Origin of the sequence: Kitasatospora sp. McL0602 (assembly GCF_052076145.1) — a bacterium.
In the GTDB taxonomy this organism is placed as follows: domain Bacteria; phylum Actinomycetota; class Actinomycetes; order Streptomycetales; family Streptomycetaceae; genus Kitasatospora.
Window position 1 is genome coordinate 150,190 of record NZ_CP197246.1, and the last position, 21,934, is coordinate 172,123.

Below are 21,934 nucleotides of genomic sequence, written 5' to 3' on the forward strand. Positions count from 1 at the left end.
ATCCAGCCGGGCGGGCGGTCGCTGGTGTGCTGCCCCACTCGTTCCTGCAGGTGAGCGTTGCTTCAATCACCGTATCGAGCTTGCGAGGACGGTGGGAGAGCGTGGATCTGAACACGGTGACGGAGGTGTGCGATGCACGCACCCGCAGCACCTGGCGCCCCGGCGACGCCTGGCTGGGCGGCGGGACGTACCTGTTCTCGGAGCCGCAGCCGCACATCCGCCGACTGGTCGACCTGAGCCGGATGGGCTGGGAGCCGCTCCGGGTGACCGCCGACGGCGCCCTGGAGATCGCCGCGACCTGCACGATCGCCGAACTGTCCGGCTCCCCGAAGCCGTGGACGGCCGGACCGCTGTTCGAACAGTGCTGCCGGGCCTTCCTCGCCTCCTGGAAGATCTGGAACATGGCGACCGTCGGCGGGAACCTGTGCAACGGGCTGCCCGCCGGGCCGATGATCTCCCTCACCGCCGCACTCGACGGCGTCTGCCTGCTCCAGGCCCAGACCGGCGCGCTGCGCGAGCTGCCGGTCGCCGACTTCGTCATCGGCGCCGGGGTCAAGGCCCTGCTCCCCGGCGAGCTGCTCCGCTCGGTCACCCTGCCCGCCCGCGCGCTGGCGAGCCGTACGGCGTTCCGGCAGGCGTCGCTGTACGGGCTGGGCCGCTCCGGCGCGCTGGTCATCGGCGCGCTCGACCCCGTCGACGGCACACTGACGATCACCGTCACCGCCTCGACCGTCCGGCCGATCCAGCTGCGCTTCCCCGTGCCGCCGAACGCGGAGGCCGTGCGCGAGGCGGTCGAGTACGCCGTCGGCCCCGGGGAGTACTACGACGACATCCACGGGCTGCCCGCCTGGCGACGGCACATGACGTTCCGCTTCGCCGAGGAGATCCGCCGCGAGCTGACCGAGGAGGTCGGACGATGAGCTTTGCGATCCGTGTCAACGACGAGGACTTCGACGCCGTGCCCCGCCCGGGGCAGTGCCTGCGGACCTACCTGCGCGACCGGGGCTGGTTCGGGGTGAAGAAGGGCTGCGACGCCGGGGACTGCGGCGCCTGCACCGTGCAGGTCGACGGCCGACCGGTGCACAGCTGCATCTACCCGGCGGTACGGGCCGAGGGCCGTTCGGTGACGACCGTCGAGGGCCTGGCCAAGGAGGGCGGCGAACTGCACCCCATGCAACAGAAGTTCCTCGACGCGCAGGGCTTCCAGTGCGGCTTCTGCACGGCCGGTTTCCTGATGACGACCTCGGCCCTGAACGAGGAGCAACTCACCGATCTGCCGAGGTCGTTGAAGGGCAACCTGTGCCGCTGCACCGGCTACCGGGCGATCGAGGACGCAGTGCGCGGCGTCAAGCACACCGAGGCACCTTGTGCCGGCAAGGCCGTCGGCCGCAGCCTGGGGGCGCCGGCCGGGCCGCAGGTGGTCACGGGCACCGCCCGCTACACCTTCGACATCGAGGTGGCGGGCCTGCTGCACATGAAGCTGCTGCGCTCCCCGCACCCGCACGCCCGGATCGTCTCCATCGACACCTCGGCCGCCCTGCGGGTGCCCGGCGTCGTCGCCGTGTTCACCCACCACGACGCCCCCGACAAGCTGTACTCCTCGGCCCGCCACGAGCACCCCACCGAGGACCCGGACGACACCCGCGTCCTGGACGACGTCGTCCGCTTCGTCGGCCAGCGCGTCGCGGCGGTGGTCGCCGAGAGCGAGGGCGCCGCCGAGGAGGGCTGCCGCAGGATCGTCGTCGAGTACGAGGAACTCCCGTACGTGATCGACCCGGAGCTGGCGATGCTGCCCGGCGCGCCGGTGATCCACCCCAAGGGGCCCGAGTCGCGCATCTTCCGCGCCGAGAACAACGTCTGCGGCGAGGTGCACGGTGAGATGGGCAGCGTCGAACAGGGCTTCGCCGAGGCCGACGTCGTCTACGAGGAGACCTTCCGGACCCAGCGGGTGCAGCACGCCAGCCTGGAGACGCACGGCTGCGTCGTCTACTTCGAGGAGAACGAGGAGACGGGTGAGGAGCGGATCGTGGTGCGCTCCAGCACCCAGGTGCCGTTCCTGACCCGGCGGGCGCTCTGCGACCTGTACGACCTGCCGATGGAGCAGGTCCGCGTGGTCGCGGGCCGGGTCGGCGGCGGTTTCGGCGGCAAGCAGGAGATGCTAACCGAGGACATCGCCGTGCTCGCCGCGATGAAGCTGCACCGCCCGGTCAAGCTGGAGTTCACCCGCCCCGAGCAGTTCTACGGCGCCACCACCCGGCACCCGTTCAAGGTGACGGTGAAGCTCGGTGCCAGGAGCGACGGCACCCTGACGGCCCTCCAGTACCGGGTCGTCTCCAACACCGGTGCGTACGGCAACCACGGCCCGGCGGTGATGTTCCACAGCGTCGGCGAGTCGATGGGCGTGTACCGGGCGCCGCACAAGAAGGTCAACGCGTACTCCGTCTACACCAACGGCGTGCCCGCCGGGGCCTTCCGCGGCTACGGGCTCGGCCAGGTCACCTTCGCCGTCGAGTCCGCGATGGACGAACTCGCCCGGCGCCTGGACATCGACCCGCTGGTCCTGCGTGAGAAGAACATCATCGGCCCCGGCGAACACATGGAGGGCCCGCTCGGCGAGGAGGAGGACCTGCACATCGCCAGCTACGGCCTCGACCAGTGCCTGAACGTCGTCCGCACCGCCCTCGCGAACGACACCAGCGCCGAACTCGCCCCCGAGGGCTGGCTGGTCGGCCAGGGCTTCGCGATGGCGGCGATCGCCTGTGGCCCGCCGGGCGGCCACTTCGCCGACGCCACGGTGCAGCTGCTGGAGGACGGCACGTACGACATCGCGGTGGGGACGGCGGAGTTCGGCAACGGCACCACCACCGTCCACAAGCAGATCACCGCCGGATCGCTCGGCACCACGGTGGACCGGATCGCCATCCGGCAGTCCGACACCGACGTCGTCAAGCACGACACCGGCGCCTTCGGCTCGGCCGGTACGGTCGTTGCGGGCAAGGCCGTGATGAAGGCCGCCAACACCCTCGCCGAGCAGATCCTCTCCTTCACCGCCGAGTACGCCCGCACCCCGCGCAGCCTGCTGCGGCTCACCGCCGACTCGGTCGAGTGTGACGGGCGGCTGGTGTCGCTGAAGGAGATCTTCGAGGCCGCGCGCGGCCAGGGCGTCGAGCTGAAGGCCGACGGCCACTTCGGCGGCTCGCCGCGCTCGATCGCCTTCAACTCCCAGTGGTTCCGGATCGCGGTCGACCCGGACAGCGGCGAGATCAGGATCCTGCGCAGCGTCCACGGCGCCGACGCCGGGAAGGTGATGAACCCCCTGCAGTGCCGGGGCCAGGTCGAGGGCGGCGTCGCCCAGGCCCTCGGCGCGACCCTCTTCGAACAGGTCCTGCTGGACGACCGCGGCGAAGTCACCACCGCCGCCTTCCGCCGCTACCGCCTCCCCGCCTACGCCGACGTCCCCCGCACCGAGGTGCACTTCTCCGAGACCTCCGACGCCATCGGCCCGCTCGGCGCCAAGTCCATGAGCGAGAGCCCCTTCAACCCCGTCCCGCCAGCCTTCGCCAACGCGCTGCGCGACGCCACCGGCATCCGCTTCACCGAGGCCCCGTTCCTCCGCGACAAGGTGTGGCTGGCCCTGCACGAGCACCGCACCGGAGCCCGCGCCGCCTGACCACCGTCCGACCGCCGGGCACCGCCGAACGGGGGCTGTTACGTTGGCAGGAGGGGGCCGGCGCAGCTCATCGAGCCACTCGCCGTGGGGGCGCGGCCGCCCGACCTCGTCCTTCCGCCGGTGGTTCGGTGGCGGAGGAGGAGTGAGCGATGTCAGTAGCGGAACTGGACGAGGCGAAGCAGGGCGAGTTCGCGGGGCGCATGGTCCAGATGCTGAACGACGCCTGCCTGGGGTTGATGGCGGGCCTGGGGCACGAGAGCGGACTGTTCGACGTGATGGCGGGCCTGGAGCCGGCCACCAGTGCGGAGATCGCGCAGGCCGCCGGGTTGAACGAGCGATACGTCCGGGAGTGGCTGGGCTCGATGGTCACGGGTGGTGTCGTCGACTACGACCCGGAGCGAGGATCCTACGCGCTGCCACCGGAGCACGCGGCCTCGCTCACCCGGGCGGCCGGGCCGGACAACCTGGCGCGGATCGCCCAGGATCTCAGCATGATGGCCGAGGTCGAACAGCAAGTACTGGAGGCGTTCCGGACCGGCGGCGGGCTGCCGTACTCGGCCTACCCGCGCTTCCAGTCGGTGCAGGCGGAGGAGTCCGGCGAGGTCTTCGACCTCGCGCTCGTGGAGGGAATCGTGCCGCTGGTCCCCGGCCTGGTGGAGCGGCTGCAGGCGGGGATCGACGCGCTGGACATCGGCTGCGGGCAGGGCCATGCGGTCAACGTGCTGGCCAGGGCGTTCCCGGCCGGGCGCTTCCACGGGCTGGACAAGTCCGAGGAGGGCGTCGCCGCGGCACGCGCCGAGGCCGCCGCCTGGGGCCTGAGCAACGCCGAGTTCCAGGTCGGCGACAGCGCCGAACTGACGGACCGGTACGACCTCGTCACCGCCTTCGACGTCATCCACGACCTGGCCCGCCCCGCACCCACCCTGGCCGCCGTCGCCGGCGCCCTGCGGGAGGACGGCGTCTTCCTGATGGGCGACATCGCAGCGTCCAGCCGCCTGGAGGAGAACATCGGCCACCCGCTCTGCCCGGCGCTCTACACCTTCTCGGTCTTCTACTGCATGAGCGTCTCGCTCGGCGAGGGCGGCGCGGGCCTGGGCACCGTGTGGGGCGAGCAGAAGGCGCTGGAGATGCTCACCGCGGCGGGCTTCGGCCAGGTCGACACCCAACGGGTCGAGGGTGACATCCTGAACGTCTACTACGTGGCACGGCGCTGAGCCCGCACCGGGCTCCTCCCCGGCCGCGACGGTCCGAGTGGAGGGCGCGGCGATGGACAGTCAGGCCTGGGACGACCGCTACGGCCAGGCGGAGTTGATGTGGGGCACCGCCGCGAACCGGTGGGTGGTGCAGGAGGCCGCGAGCCTGCCGCCTGGACGGGCGCTCGACCTCGCGGCGGGTGAGGGGCGGAACAGTCTCTGGCTGGCCGACCGGGGCTGGCAGGTGACGGCTGTCGACTTCTCCGAGGTCGCGCTCGACCGGGCCCGCCGACTGGCCGACGCCCGGCCGGAGCCCGCCGGGAGCGTCACCCTCCTCCGGGCCGATCTCCTGACCCACCGCCCTGAGCCGGGCTCCTTCGACCTGGTCGTGGTCGCGTACCTCCAACTGCCCGGCGAGCAGCGGCGGGCCGTCCTGCGGCGGGCGGGCGAGGCGCTGGCACCCGGCGGGACGCTGCTGGTGGTCGGCCACGACAGCAGCAACCTGACGGAGGGCACCGGTGGCCCGCAGGACCCGGCGGTGCTGTTCACCCCGCAGGACGTCCTGGACGACCTCGCGGGGCAGGCGCTGACCACCGTCCGCGCGGAGCGGGTGCGCCGCCCGGTCGCACGCCCCGACGGCGGCACGGCGGACGCGATCGACGCCCTCGTCCGCCTCGTCCGGGCCTGACCGCTGCTGACCGGTGCCAGGACCGACACGGGTGCTGGGCCCACGTAGGGTGGCCGGGTGACGGGAGACACCGGAGGGGACACCGTGATTTTCACCGAGCGCCTGCGGCTGCGGCCGCTGAGCGGTGCGGACGCCGCCTGGTGGGTCGAGCTGCACGCCGACCAGGAGGTCAACCGCTTCGTCGGGGCCTACTCGCCCGAGCAGGCGGCGGCGCGGCTGCTGGCCATCGAGACGCAGTGGGCCGAGCGCGGGCACGGGCTGTGCGCGGTGGAGTTGGCGGCGACCGGCGAGGTGGTCGGGCGGTGCGGGCTGAACTGGTGGGAGGAGTTCGGCGAGACGGAGATCGGGTGGACGTTCGCCCGGCCGCACTGGGGTCAGGGCTACGCCTCGGAGGCGGCGCGGGCCGTGCTCGACTGGGGCTTCGGCACGCTGGGGCTGCGGCGGATCACCGCGATGATCCACCACGGGAACGCCGCGTCGGTCACCGTCGCCGAGCGGCTCGGCTTCACCGAGCTGCGGCCGGACGTCGTGCTCGGCCGCGCGTGCACGGTCTACGCCCTGGATCGGGAGCGCCACCCGGCAGGCGGCCGGCCCTAGCCGAGACGCTCCGCAGCGGTCTCACCGCGCCGGGCGACGGGGGCGGAGCCGGTCGCGGCGGCGAGACCGAAGGGCGGCATGTTGACGTAGACGCTCTCGTGGCTGCCGGCCGGGACGAGGTACGTCTCGTGCCAGATACCGACGTTGCCGTTGCCCTGGCGGGCGCGGCGGTTGAACGCGGCCCACGCCGGGTGGTGCTCCTGGTCGGCGGCGGCGGCGTAGGCGAGCAGCTTCTCCTTCGACTCCCAGTACTGGACGAGCTCGACTTCGCGCGGGGAGCCGAGCAGGCCCCGGAAGCCGAGCAGGCCGCTGTCAGGGGTGCGGGAGAGCTCCTTCAGCATGCGCGGCATCGCGAGGAAGACCGGCCACCAACTGCGCACCGCGGTGAAGCTGTTGATCCTCATGCCGATGTGGAAGACGACCACGTCGCCCTCGTGCGCGGCGGTCATCCGGCTGGGTACGGGCTTGGCGCTCATGACGGAAGATCCCCTCGTCGGACGTGGGCGGCGGAACCACCCTCCTGTAAGATAGTGGCACTATCTTTGAGAGGACACAAGAGCGATGCGACTGGCGGAACTAAGCGAGCGCAGCGGCGTCTCCCCCGCGACCATCAAGTACTACCTGCGCGAGCAACTCCTGCAGCCGGGCGTCCTGGTGACCACCAAACAGGCCGAGTACGGCGAGGAGCACCTGCGCCGACTGCGCCTGGTGCGCGCCCTGATCCAGATCGGCCGGATACCGGTCGCCACCGCCCGCGAGGTGCTGACCGCCATCCAGAGCGACGATCTCGACCAGAACCTCCGCCTCGGCATCGCCGTCCGCTCCCTACCGCCCGGCCCGGAGCCGGAGCCCGGCGACCCGGCGGTGGCGGAGGCCCGCCGGGAGGCCGCACTGCTGGCCGACGAGATCGGCTGGAGCTTCGAGAGCCTGCCCGAAGCCCCGCACCGGACGCTGATCGCCGCACTGGGCACCCTGGCGCGACTCGGCTATCCGTACGACGCCGCCCACCTGGCGCCCTACGCCCGAGCCGCCGCCGAACTCGCCCGGCACGAGCTCGACGTGGTCGAGGAGTACGAGACACCACTGGAGCAGGTCGAGGCGGCCGTCGCCCTCACCGTGCTGTACGAGCCCGTGCTGCTCAGCCTGCGCAGGCTGGCGCAGGCCAAGGAGTCCGGCCGCCGCTACGGCGAGGACTGCCCGCCGGAGGGCGGCCGACCGGAGACCCTGTGACATTGCAATGTCGCATTGCTTCGCGGCTCCGGTCCGCTAGCCTGGCAGCCGGGGCCGCGGCGACTTCGCGGCGGCGCAGCGATGTTGTGGGGGGCACGGGTGACATCCAGCGGACAGCGGGGCCGTCGGGCGCTTCTGGTACGCGGCGGCTGGGCCGGCCACGCGCCGGTGGCCGCCGGGGAGTGGTGCGCGCAGCTGCTCCGGGCCTCCGGGTTCGAGGTGACGGTCTCCGGCAGCCTCGACAGCTACCTGGACGCCGAGCTGCTCGCCGCCACCGATCTCGTGGTGCAGTGCTGGACGATGGGGCGGATCACCGACGAGCAGCTGGCCGGGCTCTCCGGTGCCGTCCGCGCCGGTACGGGCTTCGCCGGCTGGCACGGCGGGGTCGTCGACGCCTTCCGCGAGTCGCCCGACTATCAGCTCATGACGGGCGGTCAGTTCGTCTACCACCCGGAGGAGTTCACCACCTACCAGGTCCGTCCGGTGCCCGGCCGGGCCGGTCATCCGGCCGTGGCCGGGATCGGTGCGTACAGCGTGACGACCGAGCAGTACTACGTCCATGTCGATCCGGGCGTGGACGTCCTGGCGGTGACCGACTTCGCCGCCGACCCCGACCGGCCGGAGCTGGCGGGCACGGTGGTGCCGGTCACCTGGACGCGCAGTTGGGGTGCCGGGCGGGTCTTCGTGACCACTGTCGGGCACACCCTCGCCGATCTCGAGGTGCCCGAGGTGACGGCGACCTTCCGGCAGGGCGCGGCCTGGGCGAGCCGGTGACGCCGCTGCGGATCGGCGTGGTGGGCGCCGGGCGGATCAGCGGTGCCTACCTGCGGACGCTGGGCGGGCTCGACGGCGTACGCGTCGTCGCGGTGGCCGACCTGGACGCCGAACGAGCCCGGCGGGCCGCCGCCTCCGCCCCCGGTGCCCGAGTGATCGACCTGCCCTCGCTCCTGGCCGCCGACGACGTCGACCTGGTGCTCAACCTGACCGTCCCGGCCGCGCACGCCGAGGTCGCGCACGCCGCGATCGCCGCCGGGAAGCACGTCTACGGCGAGAAGCCGCTCGCCGCGACCACCGGCGAGGCCCGGGACGTCCTGGCCGCCGCCGCGCTGGCCGGAGTCCGGGTCGGCTGCGCGCCCGACACCGTGCTCGGCACCGGTGTGCAGACCGCACGGGCCGTGCTGGACTCCGGCGAGCTGGGCCGGCCGCTCGCCGCGACCGCCTTCATGGTCACCCCGGGGCACGAACTCTGGCACCCCGACCCGGAGTTCTACTACCGGCCGGGCGGCGGCCCGCTGTTCGACATGGGCCCCTACTACCTCACCGCCCTGATCACCCTGCTCGGCCCGGTGCACCGGGTGACGGGCATGTCGGCGGCCCCGGTGCCGTCCCGGACGATCGCCACCGGCCCCCGGGCGGGGACGGTCTTCGACGTCGAGGTCGCCACGCACGTCACGGGCGTGCTGGAGCACGCGAGCGGCGTGCTCTCGACCCTGCTGATGAGCTTCGACGTCTGGGCCGGCCGCCTGCCGCACATCGAGGTCCACGGCAGTGCGGGCTCGCTCTCCGTCCCCGACCCGAACGAGTTCGACGGCCCGGTGGAGATCCACCGGGCCGACCGCCCCGGCTGGCACACCGTCCCACCGTCGGCCGGGTACCGGGGTGCCGGGCGTGGGTACGGGACGGCCGACCTCGCGCAGGCCCTGGCACTCGGCACCCCGCACCGGGCGGACGGCCGACTCGCGTACCACGTGCTGGATGTGATGGAGAGCCTGCTCGAGTCTGCGGACACGGGCCGGGTCGTCACGGTCGGCAGCAGCTGCGAGCGCCCGGCGCCGGTACCGGCGGGATTGACGCCGGGGTTGACGCCGGGGTGACGGTGTTCCCACTCTGTGGAAGGGGTGGCGGAGCCTCGCACCCAGGGTCTAGGGTCGCGGTGATCTTCCGGAGCTCTCCCGACGTGGACAGCATCGGGTGCCGCCACGGCCAGCACTGCTGACACCGTGTCGGTGGTCGGACTCCCGTGGGGGCGGGTTCGTGGCCGAGGTCTCGGCCGTGGGGCTCTGCGGCCGCCCGCCGGTGCTGCCCCGCTCCGGCCGGACAGACCACCCGACCACGATCACGGAGAACGCTCTTGAACACCACGACACCCGCCGCCCGCTGCCCCTTCGCCCTCGACCCCGACGGCACCGACCTGCACGGCGAGGCCGCCCACCTGCGTACCTTCGGCGCCGCCGCCCAGGTCGAACTCCCCGGCGGCGTGCCCGCCTGGAGTGTCACCGACCCCGCCCTCGTCCGTCGGCTGCTCACCGACCCGAGGATCTCCAAGGACGGCCACCGGCACTGGCCCGCCTACATGAACGGCGAGATCTCCGAGGGCTGGCCGCTGCGGATCTGGATCGACGTGCGCAGCGCCCTGACCGCGTACGGCCCCGAGCACACCCGGCTGCGCCGCCTGATCGCCTCCGCGTTCAGCACCCGGCGGGTCCGGGCGATGGTTCCCGTCATCGACCGCATCATCGCCTCGCTGCTGGACGAGCTCGCCGACTGCGAGGAGCGGCCCGTCGACCTGCGGGCGCAGTTCGCCTGGCGGCTGCCGCTGCTCGTCGTCAACGAGCTGCTCGGCGTGCCGGAGACGATGCACGACGCCTTCCGCGACACCATCGGCAGCCTGTTCGCCACCGGGCTGACGGAGGAGCAGGCGACCGCCAACGCCGTCGCCGTCTACCAGCTGCTCGGCGCCCTCGTCGCGGCCAAGCGCGAGACCCCGGGCGACGACGTGACGACCGGTCTGATCGAGGCTGGCGACGACGAGACCGGCTCCCGGCTCAGCGAGCAGGAGCTGCTCGACAGCGTCATGCTGCTGATCGGCGCCGGGCACGAGACCACCGTCAACCTGATCGACCACGCGGTCGTCAACCTGCTCTCCCACCCCGAGCAGCTCGCCGCCGTCCGCGCGGGCGAGGCGACCTGGGCGGACGTGGTCGAGGAGACCCTGCGGCACCAGCCGCCGGTCGCGAGTATCCTGCCGCGCTTCGCCATCGAGGACGTCCACGACGAGGCGAGCGGCGTCGTCTTCGGGCGCGGCGAGCTCATCCTGATCAACTTCGCGGCGGCCGGGCGTGATCCGGGCACCCACGGCGCCGACGCCGAGGAGTTCGACGTCCGCCGCGCCACCCGGGGCGACCACCTCTCGTTCGGCCACGGCACCCACTTCTGCCTCGGCTCCGAACTCGCCCGGATCGAGGGACGGTCGGCCCTGGAGGCGCTCTTCACCCGCTTCCCCGACCTGGCCCTCGCCGTCCCCGCCACCGAGCTGAAGCCGGTGGCGTCCTTCATCACCAACGGCCACCAGACCATCCCGGTCAACCTCCGGCCGGGTGCCTGACCGCGCTGCCCTGGTCTCAGATGCCCGTCGGGAGCGGGCGGCCCGGCTCGGTGGCGAGGCCGAGCGCCGCGCGGGCCGCCTTCGCCTGCTGGTTGCCGGCGTGGGCCACACCGAGCCGGAGTTCGGCGAGCATCGTCGCGTCGTCGGCGGCGTGCTCGGCCGCACGCAGGTGGGTGACCGCCTGGGCCAGCTCGGCCGACAGGGCGGTGACGGCTGGCCCGACGGCACCGGGCCAGCCGGCCTGGGCCAGTGCCTTGGTCTCCGTCTCCAGACCGGTGGCGAGGACACCGGCCCAGCGGCGGGCGATGTCGGGGTGGTCCTCGGGCTTCCGCTCGGGTTCTGCGGCCCACGCGTCGTCGGCTGCCCGCGCGGCCCGCAGGTAGGTCAGCTGGTCGGCCGTCAGGTTGCCGGCGTCGCGGCGCAGCGTCCCCTTCCACCCCGCCCGGTCACCCTCCACGATGCAGATCGCGGTGGAGTGGCGGATCGCGGTGCTGAGGCCGTGGCCCGGGTAGATGGCATCGAGCGTGACCGATTCCGGGATCGCCCAGCTGTCCATGGCGTAGTCCGAGAGCAGCGGGGGGCAGGCCTTGCCGGCCTCCTCGGACAGGTCCGTGTCCGTGCCGTAGACGGCGTCGCCGAGGCTCGGGCGGGCGTACACCTCGCCCTGGTGCGGCAGGGTGCAGGGGACGACCTGCGCCTCACCCACCTTCACCTGGACGTCGCTCAGCAGACCGCTCAGGCAGTCGCCGACCTTGAGGTCGACGATGGCTCTCCCCTGGGGGCCGACGGCCTCGCTCCCGAACCACGGGCCGAGCACCGGCGTGCCGCCTCCGAGCCAGATCACCGCCATGGCCAGGCAGAGCCAGGCGAGCACCGACCCCCGCTGGCCGACCTTGCGGATGCGGTACACGGCGGCAGCGGCCAGCAGGAGACCGAGCGGCCACAGCACCCCGGTGACACTGGGGAGTACGGCGCCGAGTGCCAGCCGGCTCCAGCGCGGCTCCCGGTACACGTCGTCGCCGACCGTGCCCCGGACGAAGCGGCGGAACACACTCGCGAAGCGGGCTGGGTCGGCGGTCTTCTCCGCCACCTCCGGCTCTGCCCCGGCCTCGGCCTCCCCGCCGTCCACGGTCTGCTGATCTGCGGCGACGGCCACAGCCCCCTCCAGTACGTTCGACTCCGATGCCGGGCAGCCGCCCAGGTCGGCGTACTTTAGCCGATCGACCGCGGGTGATCGAACTGCTTTTCGCCCGTGGACGGAATCGGGTCGCGGCAGGCCGGTCGACCGAGCCGGGCCGGGTGTGAAAGTCACCCGGCCCCTGTGCTCACGTCAGGCGGCGTGCTGGTGCCGGCCGCTCAGCTCGGCGCCGTCGGCAGGGGGAAGCTGCTGCGGAAGCTGCGGCGCGCCGATGGCCTTCTCGCTCCGGGCGCGGCCGCCCCGGTAGTGGTCGGTGATCTCCTGGCACGCGTCGATCAGACTCTTGATCAGCGAAGTGACCACCGGAATGGCGTTCTCGACCTGCCTGGCCACGTAGACGACGCAGGACAGCGCGGCTGCGCTACCCAGCGCAACAGCGGCGATGGTTCCGGTCATGTCGGACCTTCTCTCTCACGCGGGTATCGATTGATCCAGTCGCCTGATTGGGTCCTGAGACCCGATCAGTCACGAGGCAAGCCGGTACTACCGACCTGGCCCCGCCCCCACCACGGCCCCCCGGCCGTGATTCTGAGCGGATGCGCCTCCTGGAAATCGCCCCCAGCTAGGCAGCTGGTAGGTCCGCGAGAGCCATGACAGGCCCACCTTCCATTGACGGCATGACAATTGACCTACACCACTTGCTGGTTGTAGCCAGAGCTGTGGCGCGGGATCGAGGCTACCCTCGGCCGCAGCGGGACAGCCACACCGTTACCCATCCGTTACCCTGGCCGTGAGCCTGCCGGCCTGGCTGGCCCCTGGTGTCCTGCGCCGGAGATCCGTCGTTGGATCGTGCATCAGTTCTTCTCCGGATGTTCCGGTGCGTCGTCGTGGTCCCGCGTTGGAGCCGTTGTTGTTGTCCGACGAGGATCGGGCAGTGCTGACGCGATGGGCCCGCAGGGCGACGTCTGCTCAGGCGTTGGCTCTGCGGGCGCGGATCGTGCTGGCCTGCGACGGCCTTGATGTGCCGTCGATCGTCGGCGTCACAAGGGAGTTGAGGATCACCGCGGACGCGGTCCGCAAGTGGCGGCGTCGGTTCCTCGCCGAGGGGCTGGACGGCCTGGTGGACGAACCCCGGCCGGGCCGACCGCCCACGATCGCGGGGGACGAGGTGGAAGCAGTTGTCGTGGCGACGCTGGAGGAGATCCCGAAGAACGCGACGCACTGGTCACGGAGCTCGATGGCGGCCCGCAGTGGCCTGTCGAAGTCGACGATCGGGCGGATCTGGCGGAAGTTCCAGCTCAAGCCCCACCTCGCGGACACCTTCAAGCCCTCCACGGACCCGCTGTCCGGTCGCGAGGACACCGGCCCGGAAGCCGGCGGCATCGGGGTCGAGTTCGGGCTACCGCTCGGGCTCCGTGGCCCACACGTCGTCAACCGGCCGCACCGCCTCCAGGTAGGCCGGTGTCGAGGCCTTGTCCCGGGTCCGTGGGCATGACCGGGCTACCGGCCGGCAGGGCGGTGCGGGCGGTAGACGGTGAGCAGGCGGGCGGGCTTCTGCAGCCGCAGGTGTGCGGGGGCCTCGACGACCTCGCCGTCGAGCGTGAGATCGGGGACACCACGGAGGTCGGTCAGGTCGAGACCGGTCAGGCGGGCCTCGCGGTACACCCGGGAGGTGCCGAGGGTGCCGGTCAGGAAGGCCGCGAGCAGCCGGGTGCGGGCGAAGGGGGTGCTGCCGTCGACGGCCCGGATGTCGAAGCGCGCGTCGTCCAGGCTGCTGCGCCTGCTGGGCGCGAAACCTGACGGGTCGTACGGGCCGTTGCCCGCGAAGACCAGCCAGAGCGTACGTGGGACGCCGGAGATGCTGAGGTGGATCGGCCGGGCCCGGTGCAGCACCTGCACCAGCGCGAGGCCGAGGGCGGGCCACTTGCCGAGCCGCTTCTCGTGCCGTTCTCGGACGCGTACCAACTCCGGGTAGATGCCAATGCTGAAGGTGTTGAGGAAGAGCCGGTCGGTGCCGTCGCCCTCGGCCCGGCCGAGGGCGACTCCGGCGGCGCTGCCCGCCTCCACCGCCTCGACGGTGTCGCGCAGTTCACGGATGCCGAGGTCGCCCGCGAAGTGGTTGAGCGTGCCGCCGGGGAAGACGGCGAGCGGCAGGTGCTCACGGAATGCGGTGGTGGCGGCCAGGTTGACGGTGCCGTCACCCCCGCAGACCCCGAGCGCCCCGCTGCGGTTCTTCGCCTCGGCCGCCGCCTCCTTCACCAGGGCGGGGAGGTCGTCGCCGGGCCCGGCGAGGCGGATGTCGGCGTCCGGCAGCAGTTGGCGGAGTTCGTCGGCGGTGTTCCTGCCGTTCGGTCCGGCACTCGCGTTGACCACGACCGTGAGACCCTGACCGCCCGGCAGCGCCGGGGCTCGCAGGCCCGGCGGAGCGGCTTCGGCCGGGGCCGTCGAGCGGCGCGGCCACCAACGCAACGTCAGCAGGGCGAGCCCACCGCCCAGGGCGGCGCCGGCGAGGACGTCGGTCGGGTAGTGCACGCCGACGTACACCCGCGAGACGATCACGCCCGCCGCCACCGGCGCGAGCACCGCCCCCAGCAGCGGGGCCTCGATCGCCACGCCGGCGACGAAGGCGGCGGCCGAGGCCGAGTGCCCGGACGGGAACGAGCTGGTGACGGGCCGCCGGAGCAGCTGCCGGACGACCGGCACCTCGTCGAGCAGCGGGCGGGGGCGTCGTACGGCGCCCTTGCCGAGGAGGTTCGCGGTGGCCGAGGCGAGCGCGAGCGCGCCGACGCCGCGCAGGGCGGCCCGGCGGGCCGTGCCGTTGCCGGAGGCACCGAGGGCGGCGGCCGTGCCGAGCCAGAGCGCGCCGTGGTTGGCGGCCCGGCTGAGCCTGGGCAGCGCCGATGCGGGCCTGCGCGGCCGACTGAGCGCGAGGCGGCTGAAGAGCTTCCGGTCCAGATCGTCGAGGGCTCCCATACAACCGACCCTACGGGCCGCCGACGGCCGATGGGGTGACCGACGTGCGGCCCGCGCAGATCGCCGTCCGACGGCCTGTCACCGATGCGGGGTGACGCGGACGGTGAAGCGGAGGGTGAAAGGGACGGGCAGGGGTGCTCGTGGTGGGATCCCCCTGACGAATGGAGTCCGGATACGCCGGACGGGTGAGGCCGAGGCCGTCACCGTGCGCGAACGTCACGGTCGGTAAAGACTCGGTCAGGAGGTGGACGAACGGCAGGCGCGGGCAACAGGCGAGGACGTGAGCATGGATCAGCAGCAGGGCACGGCAACGGGCGACGGCCTGCGGAGTGTGCTGCTCAGCCGCGGCTACCTGGGGGTGCTGCTGGTGTCCGCGCTGGTCGGCGTGCCGGTGTCGTTGGCGGCGTTCGGGTTCGTCAGCCTGGAGCACGAGCTCCAGCACTGGGTGTGGGAGTCGCTGCCGAAAGCGGCGGGCTACGGCCGGGCGCCGTGGTGGTGGCCGCTGCCCGCACTGCTGCTGGCCGGCCTGCTGATCGCACCGGTCGTCACCAGGATGCCCGGCCGGGGCGGGCACCTCCCGGTGAACGGACTCGGCGGGCCGCCGACCATGCCGGTGGAGGTGCCGGGGGTGGTGCTGGCGGCGCTCGCCTGCCTGCCGCTCGGCGCGGTGCTGGGCCCGGAGGCCCCGCTGATGGCCATCGGCAGCGGCCTCGCCCTGCTCGCCGTACGCTCGGCCAGGCTCGCCGCCCAGCCGAAGATCGGTGCGGTGCTCGGCACCGCGGGCTCCACCGCCGCCATCTCCACCATCTTCGGCAGCCCGCTGGTGGCTGCCGTGATGATCATCGAGGCCGCCGGGCTGGCGGGCCCTCAGCTCTCCGTCCTGCTGCTGCCGTGCCTGCTGGCCAGCGGCGTGGGTGCGCTGGTCTTCACCGGCTTCGGCCACTGGACTGGCCTGTCGATCGGCGCGCTGTCGCTCCCGCAGGCGCCGGTCAGCGCCGTGCCGAACGCGGGTGACTTCCTCTGGGGTGTCCCCGTCGCCGCGCTGATCGCCGTGGTGCTGGTCGCCGGGCGCCAGCTCGGCCGCCGGGTGGCGGCCTTCACCGGCGCGGGCCCGGCGGGCGGGCTCGCCCTCCGTACGGTGCTGTGCGCCGTCGCGGTGGGCGGGTGCATCGCCGCGTACGCGGTGGTGACGGGCCGTTCGCCCGAGGAGGCCGCACTCTCCGGGCAGGCCACCCTCGGCGCGCTGGCCGCCGACCCGCACTCCTGGCCGGTCGGCGCCCTGATCGCACTCGTCGTGTTCAAGGGCCTCGGCTGGTCCCTGGCGCTCGGCAGCCTGCGCGGCGGCCCGATCTTCCCGGCGATCCTGATCGGCGCCGCGATCGGGGTGGCGTGCAGCGGGCTGCCCGGCTTCGGCACCGCGAGCGGCCTCGCCGCCGGGCTGGCCGCCTCCGGCACCGCGATCACCGGCTTTCCCGTCACCAGCACCGTGCTGGCCGCCGCTCTGCTCGGCGACCAGGCCGCCAACGCGATGCCGCTGCTCATCGTCTCCGCCGTCACCGCCTTCGTCACGGGTGAGCTGATGAAGGGGCGGCGCCCGGCGGCCCGGGGCACGGCCGGGCCTTCGGCCCCGACCACGAAGGAGGCACGGGCGTGAGTGCGGCGTCGGCAGGCGTGCGCGCCCGGCGGTACGTCAGGAGTGCGCCCGGCACCTACATCTGGCTGGCGATCCTCTTCGTCACGACCCTGATCATCCGGCACGTCTCCCCCGAGTTCGCCGACGGCATCCTGGAGAAGCGCTCGACCAACATCGAGTACCTCAGCCAGGACCCGGTGCGGGTGCTGATCACGAGCGCGCTGTGGATCGCGGGCGGCGGCTGGTTCTTCTACTTCGTGCTCTACAACATCTTCCACGTGCCCGCCGAACGCTGGCTGGGCACCCGGCGCTGGCTGGCCGTCCTGCTGATCGCGCACGTCGGCGCGACCTTCATCAGCGAGGGCGTGCTGCTCTGGGCGATCGACCACGGCCACGCCCCCGAATCCGCGCGCTACACGCTGGACTACGGCGTCAGCTACGCCCTCGCGGGGATCGAGGCGGTGCTCACGTACCTGATCGTCGCGCCCTGGCGGTACCTGTACGTCGCCGGGGTGCTGTTCTTCTACGGCGCCGCCCTGGTCAACGGCCGGACGTTCACGGACGTCGGCCACTTCACCGCCGTGCTGCTCGGGCTCGCCTGCTACCCGATCACCCGGGGGCGGCCCGGCAGCTTCGACCCGGTCGCGCTCGTCCGGCGGCTGCGCCGCTGAGCGCTGCCGCCCGTCAGGGCGTGAACGTCAGGGTGTGACCGCCCGGACGGTCCACGGGAGTCTGCGGATGCGGCGGTGCCAGCCGAGCGCGTGGGCGGCGAGGGCGGCGCTGAGCAGCGGGGCTCCGTAGCAGAACGGGTGGTCGAAGGGGCCGTCGGCGGTCGCGAGGGTCGGGGCGACGGCGAGGGCGGTGAGGGCGAGCAGCACGGCGGCCGCGCCGTCGGTGGTCCAGGCGGGGTGGACGACGCGGGGGGCGAGGCGGGCCGTACGGGTGGGGTCGGTGGGGCGGAGCCCCGGGTCGGTGCGGCGGCGGTGCTCGCCGAAGGTCCCGGCGAAGCCCGGGGCCCAGCTGCGGGTCTCGCCCCAGACGACCTCGCCGTCGTCGGTGACGAAGGCCAGCGGCTGGTTGTCCTTGATGAGCCGCCAGCGCTTCGCGGCGAGCAGCCAGCCGGGGCGGCCGCGGAGCCGGGCTGCGAGGTAGGGCGCGGCGTGCGGGTCGGTGAGGTAGAGCTCCACCGCCCTTCCCTCGCAGCGGAGTTCCAGCCAGTGCTCGGAGCTGACGGCCGCGGTGCCGGGCCGGCTGCCAGGGCCAGTGGTGTCGCGGCGGACGGCGGCGACCACCTCGGCGCGGGCCGCCGGGAGCGGCCCGGCGGCGCAGTCGTCGCGGATCACCTTGGCCTTGGCGCGGCCCCGGTGGGAGACGGCGGTGGAGATCCAGCCGAGCATCAGGAAGGCGTACACCCCGAGCAGGGCGAGCACCGGTACGGCCGGGGGCCGCAGGAGGCCGGGGAGATAGGCGGCGAGGTCCTCGGAGTCGTCGACGACTCCGCCGAGCCCGGGTGCGCCGGGGGCGTAGAGGACGGTGACGGCGTCACCCTGGTGGAAGACCGTGTCGGCGGAGGCGTCCGGCACCCGGACGTGCTCGTGGCCACCGTGGCCGTCGGGCAGGTCGACCGTCAGTGCGGCGGTGGAGTGCCGGTCGTGCCGGCCCTTGCCGGAGGCGTGGTCGACGGTCTTCTGCTGCTCGGGCGGCCGGGCGATCCTGCCCTGGGTGACGGCGGCTCCGGCGCGCTGGAAGGCGCGGTAGCGACGGTCCACGCCGTTGCTGGGCAGGGTGGCCAGGACGGCGAAGGCGAGCAGCAGCAGGGTCGCCAGGTAGACACGGTGCCGCCAGCCCGCGCCGGGCCGGGGCAGGGGCAGCCTGGCGGGTGGGCGAGGGGTGCCCACCGGGTGGGCGCCGGGCCGGCCCTCGCCCACCTCCACGACCCGTGCCCGTACGGCGATGCTCCAGCCGAGCCCGGCTGCCGAGGCGAGGCCGAGCAGGACGAGCGGACCGTAGACCGGGCGCGGGTCGTGGAGGTGGGCGAGGGCCAGGGTGAGCGTGAGCACCAGGAGGGTGACGGCGGCCCGGCGGAGGGCGCGGGCCGTACGCGTCTCGGGCCGCCCCAGCAGGTCGGGCGCGTCGCCCGCCCCTGCGGGAACACCGGAGTCCGCCCTCGCTCCTGCGGCTCCCGCGCCGTCGGATATCGGACTGTCAGACTTCTGCATGCGGTCCCGTCCCCCTTCCCCGCCCGCCCTGGCCCTGTTTCCCGTGCCTTCGCGAGCACAGGTCAGCAAAGCAGACCGGGCCTTGGTGATCAAGACACCGAGGGGGCGCTGCGAACCGTTTCGCCAGGCCAGGTCCCGCAGCCATGTCCCGCAGCCGCGCACGGGTCTAAACTCGCCATCTGACGATCGGCCCGACAGGTGCTGGTGGTGGTGTCCGGGGCCGGGGCACGTGCGGGGGGCTTGCGTGGTTCAGCGCTCGGGGCGGGGGGACGGGACGCTCGGCGGGATGCCGACAACCGCGAAGTACGAGGTCGACACGCTGTTCAAGGACCTGGTGAGGCAGTTCAGCGACGCGCGGCTGCCGATGCCGGTGGTGGTGCTGCACGCGGCGGAGGCCGACCCGGAGCTGGACCGGGAGGTCGAGGACCTGGTCAGCGCCGTGCAGGAGGCACAGGAGAACGGCGGATTGCCGTACCGGCTGGTGGTCGGGCCGCAGGGCGGCGACCCGCACCGGAACGCGATCGCCATCCTGGAGGCGACGGCCCGGGGCCCGTGGGCACGGCGCGGGCCGCTCTGGTACCGCAGCTACCCGACACCGCGGTCACGGCTGGTGGAGGCGATCGAGGCGGCCGCCGCCCACGTGCTGGCGGCTGGTCAGCAGCCACTGGACGAACAGGTGGAGGCGGTGCTGACTCGGCTGCGGGACCTGCACTGGCGGCCCGCACGCCGGACGGGCCGGATCGACCTCCAGCAGACGCTCTCCCCGCTGCTCAACTCGACCACGCTGATCGGCGCGTTCGTACTGGCCGGGCTGACGACGCTGCTGACCCAGGCGCACTGGGAGGTGGTGCTCGGGGTGGTGCTGGCATCGTTCCTGGTGCTGCTGACGACGGGGTGGGTGCGCCGCAACACCGCCCCGCTGTCCTGGCTCGGGCAGGCCAGCCGCTGGTTCGCCACCACGACCTTCCTCGCCGCCTCCGGGCGGCAGGCCGCCGCCTGGTCGATCTGGCGGCCGCGGATGTCCTGGGACGTGACGCAGGCGCGGGCCCGCGAGGTGGCCGGGGAGATCATCAAGGCGCAGCTCGCCGACACCCCGCCGGAGGAGAAGGACCGCGCCCAGCAGTTCCACCTCCAACTCCGCACACTGGCACTGCTGGAGGACCTCCGGTCGGCGCACCGCGCGTGGGCGCCGGATCTGCGCGGGCGCAAGCGCCGGGTGCCGCCGGTGGTCTTCCTCCCCCGGGCCGACGCGGAGAACGGCGGGCTGAAGGTGCTCGGCGCGATCAGCGACGTCCGCAGCCGCCGCAGCGAGCAGGACCCGCTGCTGGTGATCGCCGGCATCCCGCACGCCGCCGTCGCGGGCTGGTTGGAGCGCGGCGAGCCCGGTGCGGCCGGGTCACCAGCGAGCGCCGTCCGGCGGAACGGACCGTACGAGACCTGGGTGAGTAATCTCCGCGTACGCCAGGCGCCGAGCCGGGGGCGGGCGCTGGCCTGGACGCTGCCGGTGCGGCTCACCCGGCCGGAGCTGAGCGCGGGCAACACGACGGGGCTGGCGGCGGTGGCGGTGCCGCGCACCCTGTGGTTCCTGTGGTCGCGCTGGACGGTGCTGGCCGTGCTGGTGCTGACGGCGGGGGCCGGGCTGGCGCGCAGCCAGCAGCTCTCGCACCAGTACTGCGAGGGCCGGCTGCTCGGGTCGAACCAGGACTCCGTCCGGCGCACGGACCAGGCGGGCACCCGCGAGTGCGTGGGGGTGGCGACGGGCGGGGTCTCGTTCGCCGGCGCGGGCGGCATCCGGCTGAGCGGTCTGCTGCCCGCGCAGGACAGCGACCCGAAGACGGCGGGGGCGGGCATCGACCTCGGCACGCTGGAGGACGACATCCGGCAGGAGAACGATCGCATCGAGGCACTGCCGGGCGTGCGGTACGTCACGGTGGTGTACGCCGGTTCGCTCACCACTGCCGCCGGGCAGGAGTCGCGGGCGCTGAACAGCCTGAAGGAGCTCGCGGGCGTGCACCTGGCGCAGCTCGGCAACAACGCGGGCGACCCGCTGAAGATCAGGGTGCTGATCGCCAACGGCGGGCAGGACATGTACTTCCAGACCGAGATGGTGCAGCGGATCGTCGCGCTGGCGGGGCGGGACCACTCGATCGTCGGGGTGGTCGGGCTCGGCCGCGACACCACCGACAGCGACCGGACGGTCGACCTGCTCCAGCAGGCCGGGCTGTCGGTGGTCGACACCAGCGACTCCAGCACCGACCTGGCCCGACGGCACGTCAACTACTTCGGCCTGGCCGCCACCGACCAGGAGGAGGCCACCGCCCTGCGCAAGGTCGTCGACGGGCTCGGCCTCGCGCCGGCCGACCGCTGGGCGGCGGTCTTCACCAGGCGCCCCAACCCCGACCACGACCAGTACAGCCAGGAGCAGGCCAAGTACGGCACCCAGATGCTCACCGGCGCGGGCTTCCAGCTCACGGGCGGCCACCCGCTGGAGTACGGCCTGACGGACAACGGTGACCCGGACTACGAGGACGCGCTGCGCCAGAGCTGCGGATCCGGCCACCCGCTCTCGGTGATCTACCTGGCCGGCCGGGCCGACGACGTCAACCAGCTGATGCGGCGGCTGACCAACGACCCCGGCTGCCACCATCCGCTGACGGTGCTGACCGGCGACGACCTGACGAAGGCACAGTTCCGCAGCGGCGCGACCTGGATAGCCCCGCAGGCCACGCTCTACTACATCGCGCTCACCGATTCGGCCACCGTCGCCGGCCCGTCGGACCTGGCCCAGGCGGCCGCCGGCCAACTGCACATCCGGCCGGCCGGGGCCAACCCGTACGAGGACGACCTCTTCTCGGACGGCGCGGTCGCGCTCGGCTACGACGCGACGGCCGCGCTGCAGTCCGCCGCCGCCAAGGCGGGCGCCTCGCAGGACGGCGGCCTCGCGGCCGTGATGGCGGGCCTGCGGGCCGTCGACCTGAAGAACCGCGCGACCGGCACCATAGACTTCCGCAATACCCGCCCGCTGGCGGCCGACACCGAGACCCAGCCGGGCCACGGCATCAACGTCATCCGCGTCCGGCGGGCGGCGGACGGCGCGATGCGGATCGACCGCATCTGCGGCCGCCCGGCGGGCGACACCGCCGAACTGCAGCAGTGCACGCCGTGAGCCGCCGCGCCCATCTACTACTTCACTTCAAGCCCGCTGCAC

Annotated in this window: 18 protein-coding genes; 13 read left to right on the forward strand and 5 right to left on the reverse strand. The window is 73.1% G+C overall.

The window, feature by feature from the left end:
• The first annotated feature begins 101 nt into the window (after window positions 1–101).
• From ACR68M_RS00815 to ACR68M_RS00835, 5 genes are all read left to right on the forward strand, one after another.
• Window positions 102–920, forward strand: coding sequence for an FAD binding domain-containing protein (locus ACR68M_RS00815; protein WP_441248404.1), 819 nt, complete (start codon window positions 102–104; stop codon window positions 918–920).
• Window positions 917–3,670 (forward strand): molybdopterin-dependent oxidoreductase, encoded by a 2,754-nt coding sequence (locus ACR68M_RS00820; protein ID WP_441248405.1) that lies wholly within the window; start codon window positions 917–919, stop codon window positions 3,668–3,670. The genes ACR68M_RS00815 and ACR68M_RS00820 overlap by 4 nt, the downstream gene beginning before the upstream one ends.
• Before the next feature lie 149 nt (window positions 3,671–3,819).
• Window positions 3,820–4,884, forward strand: a complete 1,065-nt coding sequence (locus tag ACR68M_RS00825; RefSeq protein ID WP_441248406.1) for a class I SAM-dependent methyltransferase — start codon at window positions 3,820–3,822, stop codon at window positions 4,882–4,884.
• Window positions 4,885–4,936: 52 nt separating this feature from the next.
• Complete coding sequence (locus tag ACR68M_RS00830) at window positions 4,937–5,551, forward strand: class I SAM-dependent methyltransferase (protein WP_441248407.1); 615 nt, start codon at window positions 4,937–4,939, stop codon at window positions 5,549–5,551.
• A gap of 84 nt (window positions 5,552–5,635) precedes the next feature.
• Window positions 5,636–6,148 carry a GNAT family N-acetyltransferase gene (locus tag ACR68M_RS00835; RefSeq protein WP_441248408.1) on the forward strand — a complete coding sequence of 171 codons (513 nt, stop codon included), beginning with the start codon at window positions 5,636–5,638 and terminating at the stop codon, window positions 6,146–6,148.
• Here ACR68M_RS00835 and ACR68M_RS00840 read toward each other — a convergent pair.
• On the reverse strand, window positions 6,145–6,624 hold the full coding sequence (locus tag ACR68M_RS00840) for a DUF4188 domain-containing protein (protein WP_441248409.1): 480 nt from the start codon (window positions 6,622–6,624) through the stop codon (window positions 6,145–6,147). The genes ACR68M_RS00835 and ACR68M_RS00840 overlap by 4 nt on opposite strands.
• Window positions 6,625–6,709: 85 nt before the next feature.
• Between ACR68M_RS00840 and ACR68M_RS00845 the strand changes: the two genes are divergently transcribed.
• The 4 genes from ACR68M_RS00845 (at window position 6,710) to ACR68M_RS00860 (ending at window position 10,763) form a co-directional block, all read left to right on the forward strand.
• Window positions 6,710–7,378 carry a MerR family transcriptional regulator gene (locus ACR68M_RS00845; protein WP_441248410.1) on the forward strand — a complete coding sequence of 223 codons (669 nt, stop codon included), beginning with the start codon at window positions 6,710–6,712 and terminating at the stop codon, window positions 7,376–7,378.
• A gap of 99 nt (window positions 7,379–7,477) precedes the next feature.
• Window positions 7,478–8,152 carry a ThuA domain-containing protein gene (locus tag ACR68M_RS00850; protein WP_441248411.1) on the forward strand — a complete coding sequence of 225 codons (675 nt, stop codon included), beginning with the start codon at window positions 7,478–7,480 and terminating at the stop codon, window positions 8,150–8,152.
• Complete coding sequence (locus ACR68M_RS00855; RefSeq protein ID WP_441248412.1) at window positions 8,149–9,252, forward strand: Gfo/Idh/MocA family protein; 1,104 nt, start codon at window positions 8,149–8,151, stop codon at window positions 9,250–9,252. Before ACR68M_RS00850 ends, ACR68M_RS00855 begins: the two co-directional genes overlap by 4 nt.
• Before the next feature lie 257 nt (window positions 9,253–9,509).
• Window positions 9,510–10,763, forward strand: coding sequence for a cytochrome P450 family protein (locus ACR68M_RS00860; RefSeq protein WP_441248413.1), 1,254 nt, complete (start codon window positions 9,510–9,512; stop codon window positions 10,761–10,763).
• A gap of 16 nt (window positions 10,764–10,779) precedes the next feature.
• On the opposite strand, the gene ACR68M_RS00865 is transcribed toward ACR68M_RS00860, so the two are convergent.
• Together ACR68M_RS00865 and ACR68M_RS00870 are read right to left on the reverse strand one after the other, a co-directional pair.
• Window positions 10,780–11,919: a hypothetical protein gene (locus tag ACR68M_RS00865; protein WP_441248414.1), complete on the reverse strand. Its 1,140-nt coding sequence runs from the start codon at window positions 11,917–11,919 to the stop codon at window positions 10,780–10,782.
• Between the two features lie 174 nt (window positions 11,920–12,093).
• Window positions 12,094–12,357, reverse strand: a complete 264-nt coding sequence (locus tag ACR68M_RS00870; RefSeq protein WP_441248415.1) for a hypothetical protein — start codon at window positions 12,355–12,357, stop codon at window positions 12,094–12,096.
• A 478-nt stretch (window positions 12,358–12,835) separates the two neighbouring features.
• Between ACR68M_RS00870 and ACR68M_RS00875 the strand changes: the two genes are divergently transcribed.
• A complete protein-coding gene (locus ACR68M_RS00875) occupies window positions 12,836–13,396 on the forward strand; it encodes a helix-turn-helix domain-containing protein (RefSeq protein WP_441248416.1) in 561 nt (186 codons plus the stop codon).
• A gap of 5 nt (window positions 13,397–13,401) precedes the next feature.
• On the opposite strand, the gene ACR68M_RS00880 is transcribed toward ACR68M_RS00875, so the two are convergent.
• The gene (locus tag ACR68M_RS00880; protein ID WP_441248417.1) at window positions 13,402–14,874 is read right to left on the reverse strand and encodes a bifunctional phosphatase PAP2/diacylglycerol kinase family protein; all 1,473 of its coding nucleotides are present in this window, start codon (window positions 14,872–14,874) and stop codon (window positions 13,402–13,404) included.
• A gap of 286 nt (window positions 14,875–15,160) precedes the next feature.
• Here ACR68M_RS00880 and ACR68M_RS00885 point away from each other — a divergent pair, with 286 nt between their 5' ends.
• Together ACR68M_RS00885 and ACR68M_RS00890 are read left to right on the forward strand one after the other, a co-directional pair.
• Window positions 15,161–16,528, forward strand: a complete 1,368-nt coding sequence (locus tag ACR68M_RS00885; protein ID WP_441248418.1) for a chloride channel protein — start codon at window positions 15,161–15,163, stop codon at window positions 16,526–16,528.
• Window positions 16,525–17,178: a rhomboid-like protein gene (locus ACR68M_RS00890; protein ID WP_441248419.1), complete on the forward strand. Its 654-nt coding sequence runs from the start codon at window positions 16,525–16,527 to the stop codon at window positions 17,176–17,178. The genes ACR68M_RS00885 and ACR68M_RS00890 overlap by 4 nt, the downstream gene beginning before the upstream one ends.
• A gap of 27 nt (window positions 17,179–17,205) precedes the next feature.
• Here ACR68M_RS00890 and ACR68M_RS00895 read toward each other — a convergent pair whose 3' ends face one another.
• Window positions 17,206–18,726, reverse strand: a complete 1,521-nt coding sequence (locus tag ACR68M_RS00895; protein WP_441248420.1) for a hypothetical protein — start codon at window positions 18,724–18,726, stop codon at window positions 17,206–17,208.
• Window positions 18,727–19,012: 286 nt separating this feature from the next.
• On the opposite strand from ACR68M_RS00895, the gene ACR68M_RS00900 reads away from it, so the two are divergent.
• Window positions 19,013–21,892: a hypothetical protein gene (locus tag ACR68M_RS00900; RefSeq protein ID WP_441248421.1), complete on the forward strand. Its 2,880-nt coding sequence runs from the start codon at window positions 19,013–19,015 to the stop codon at window positions 21,890–21,892.
• Window positions 21,893–21,934: the final 42 nt, after the last annotated feature.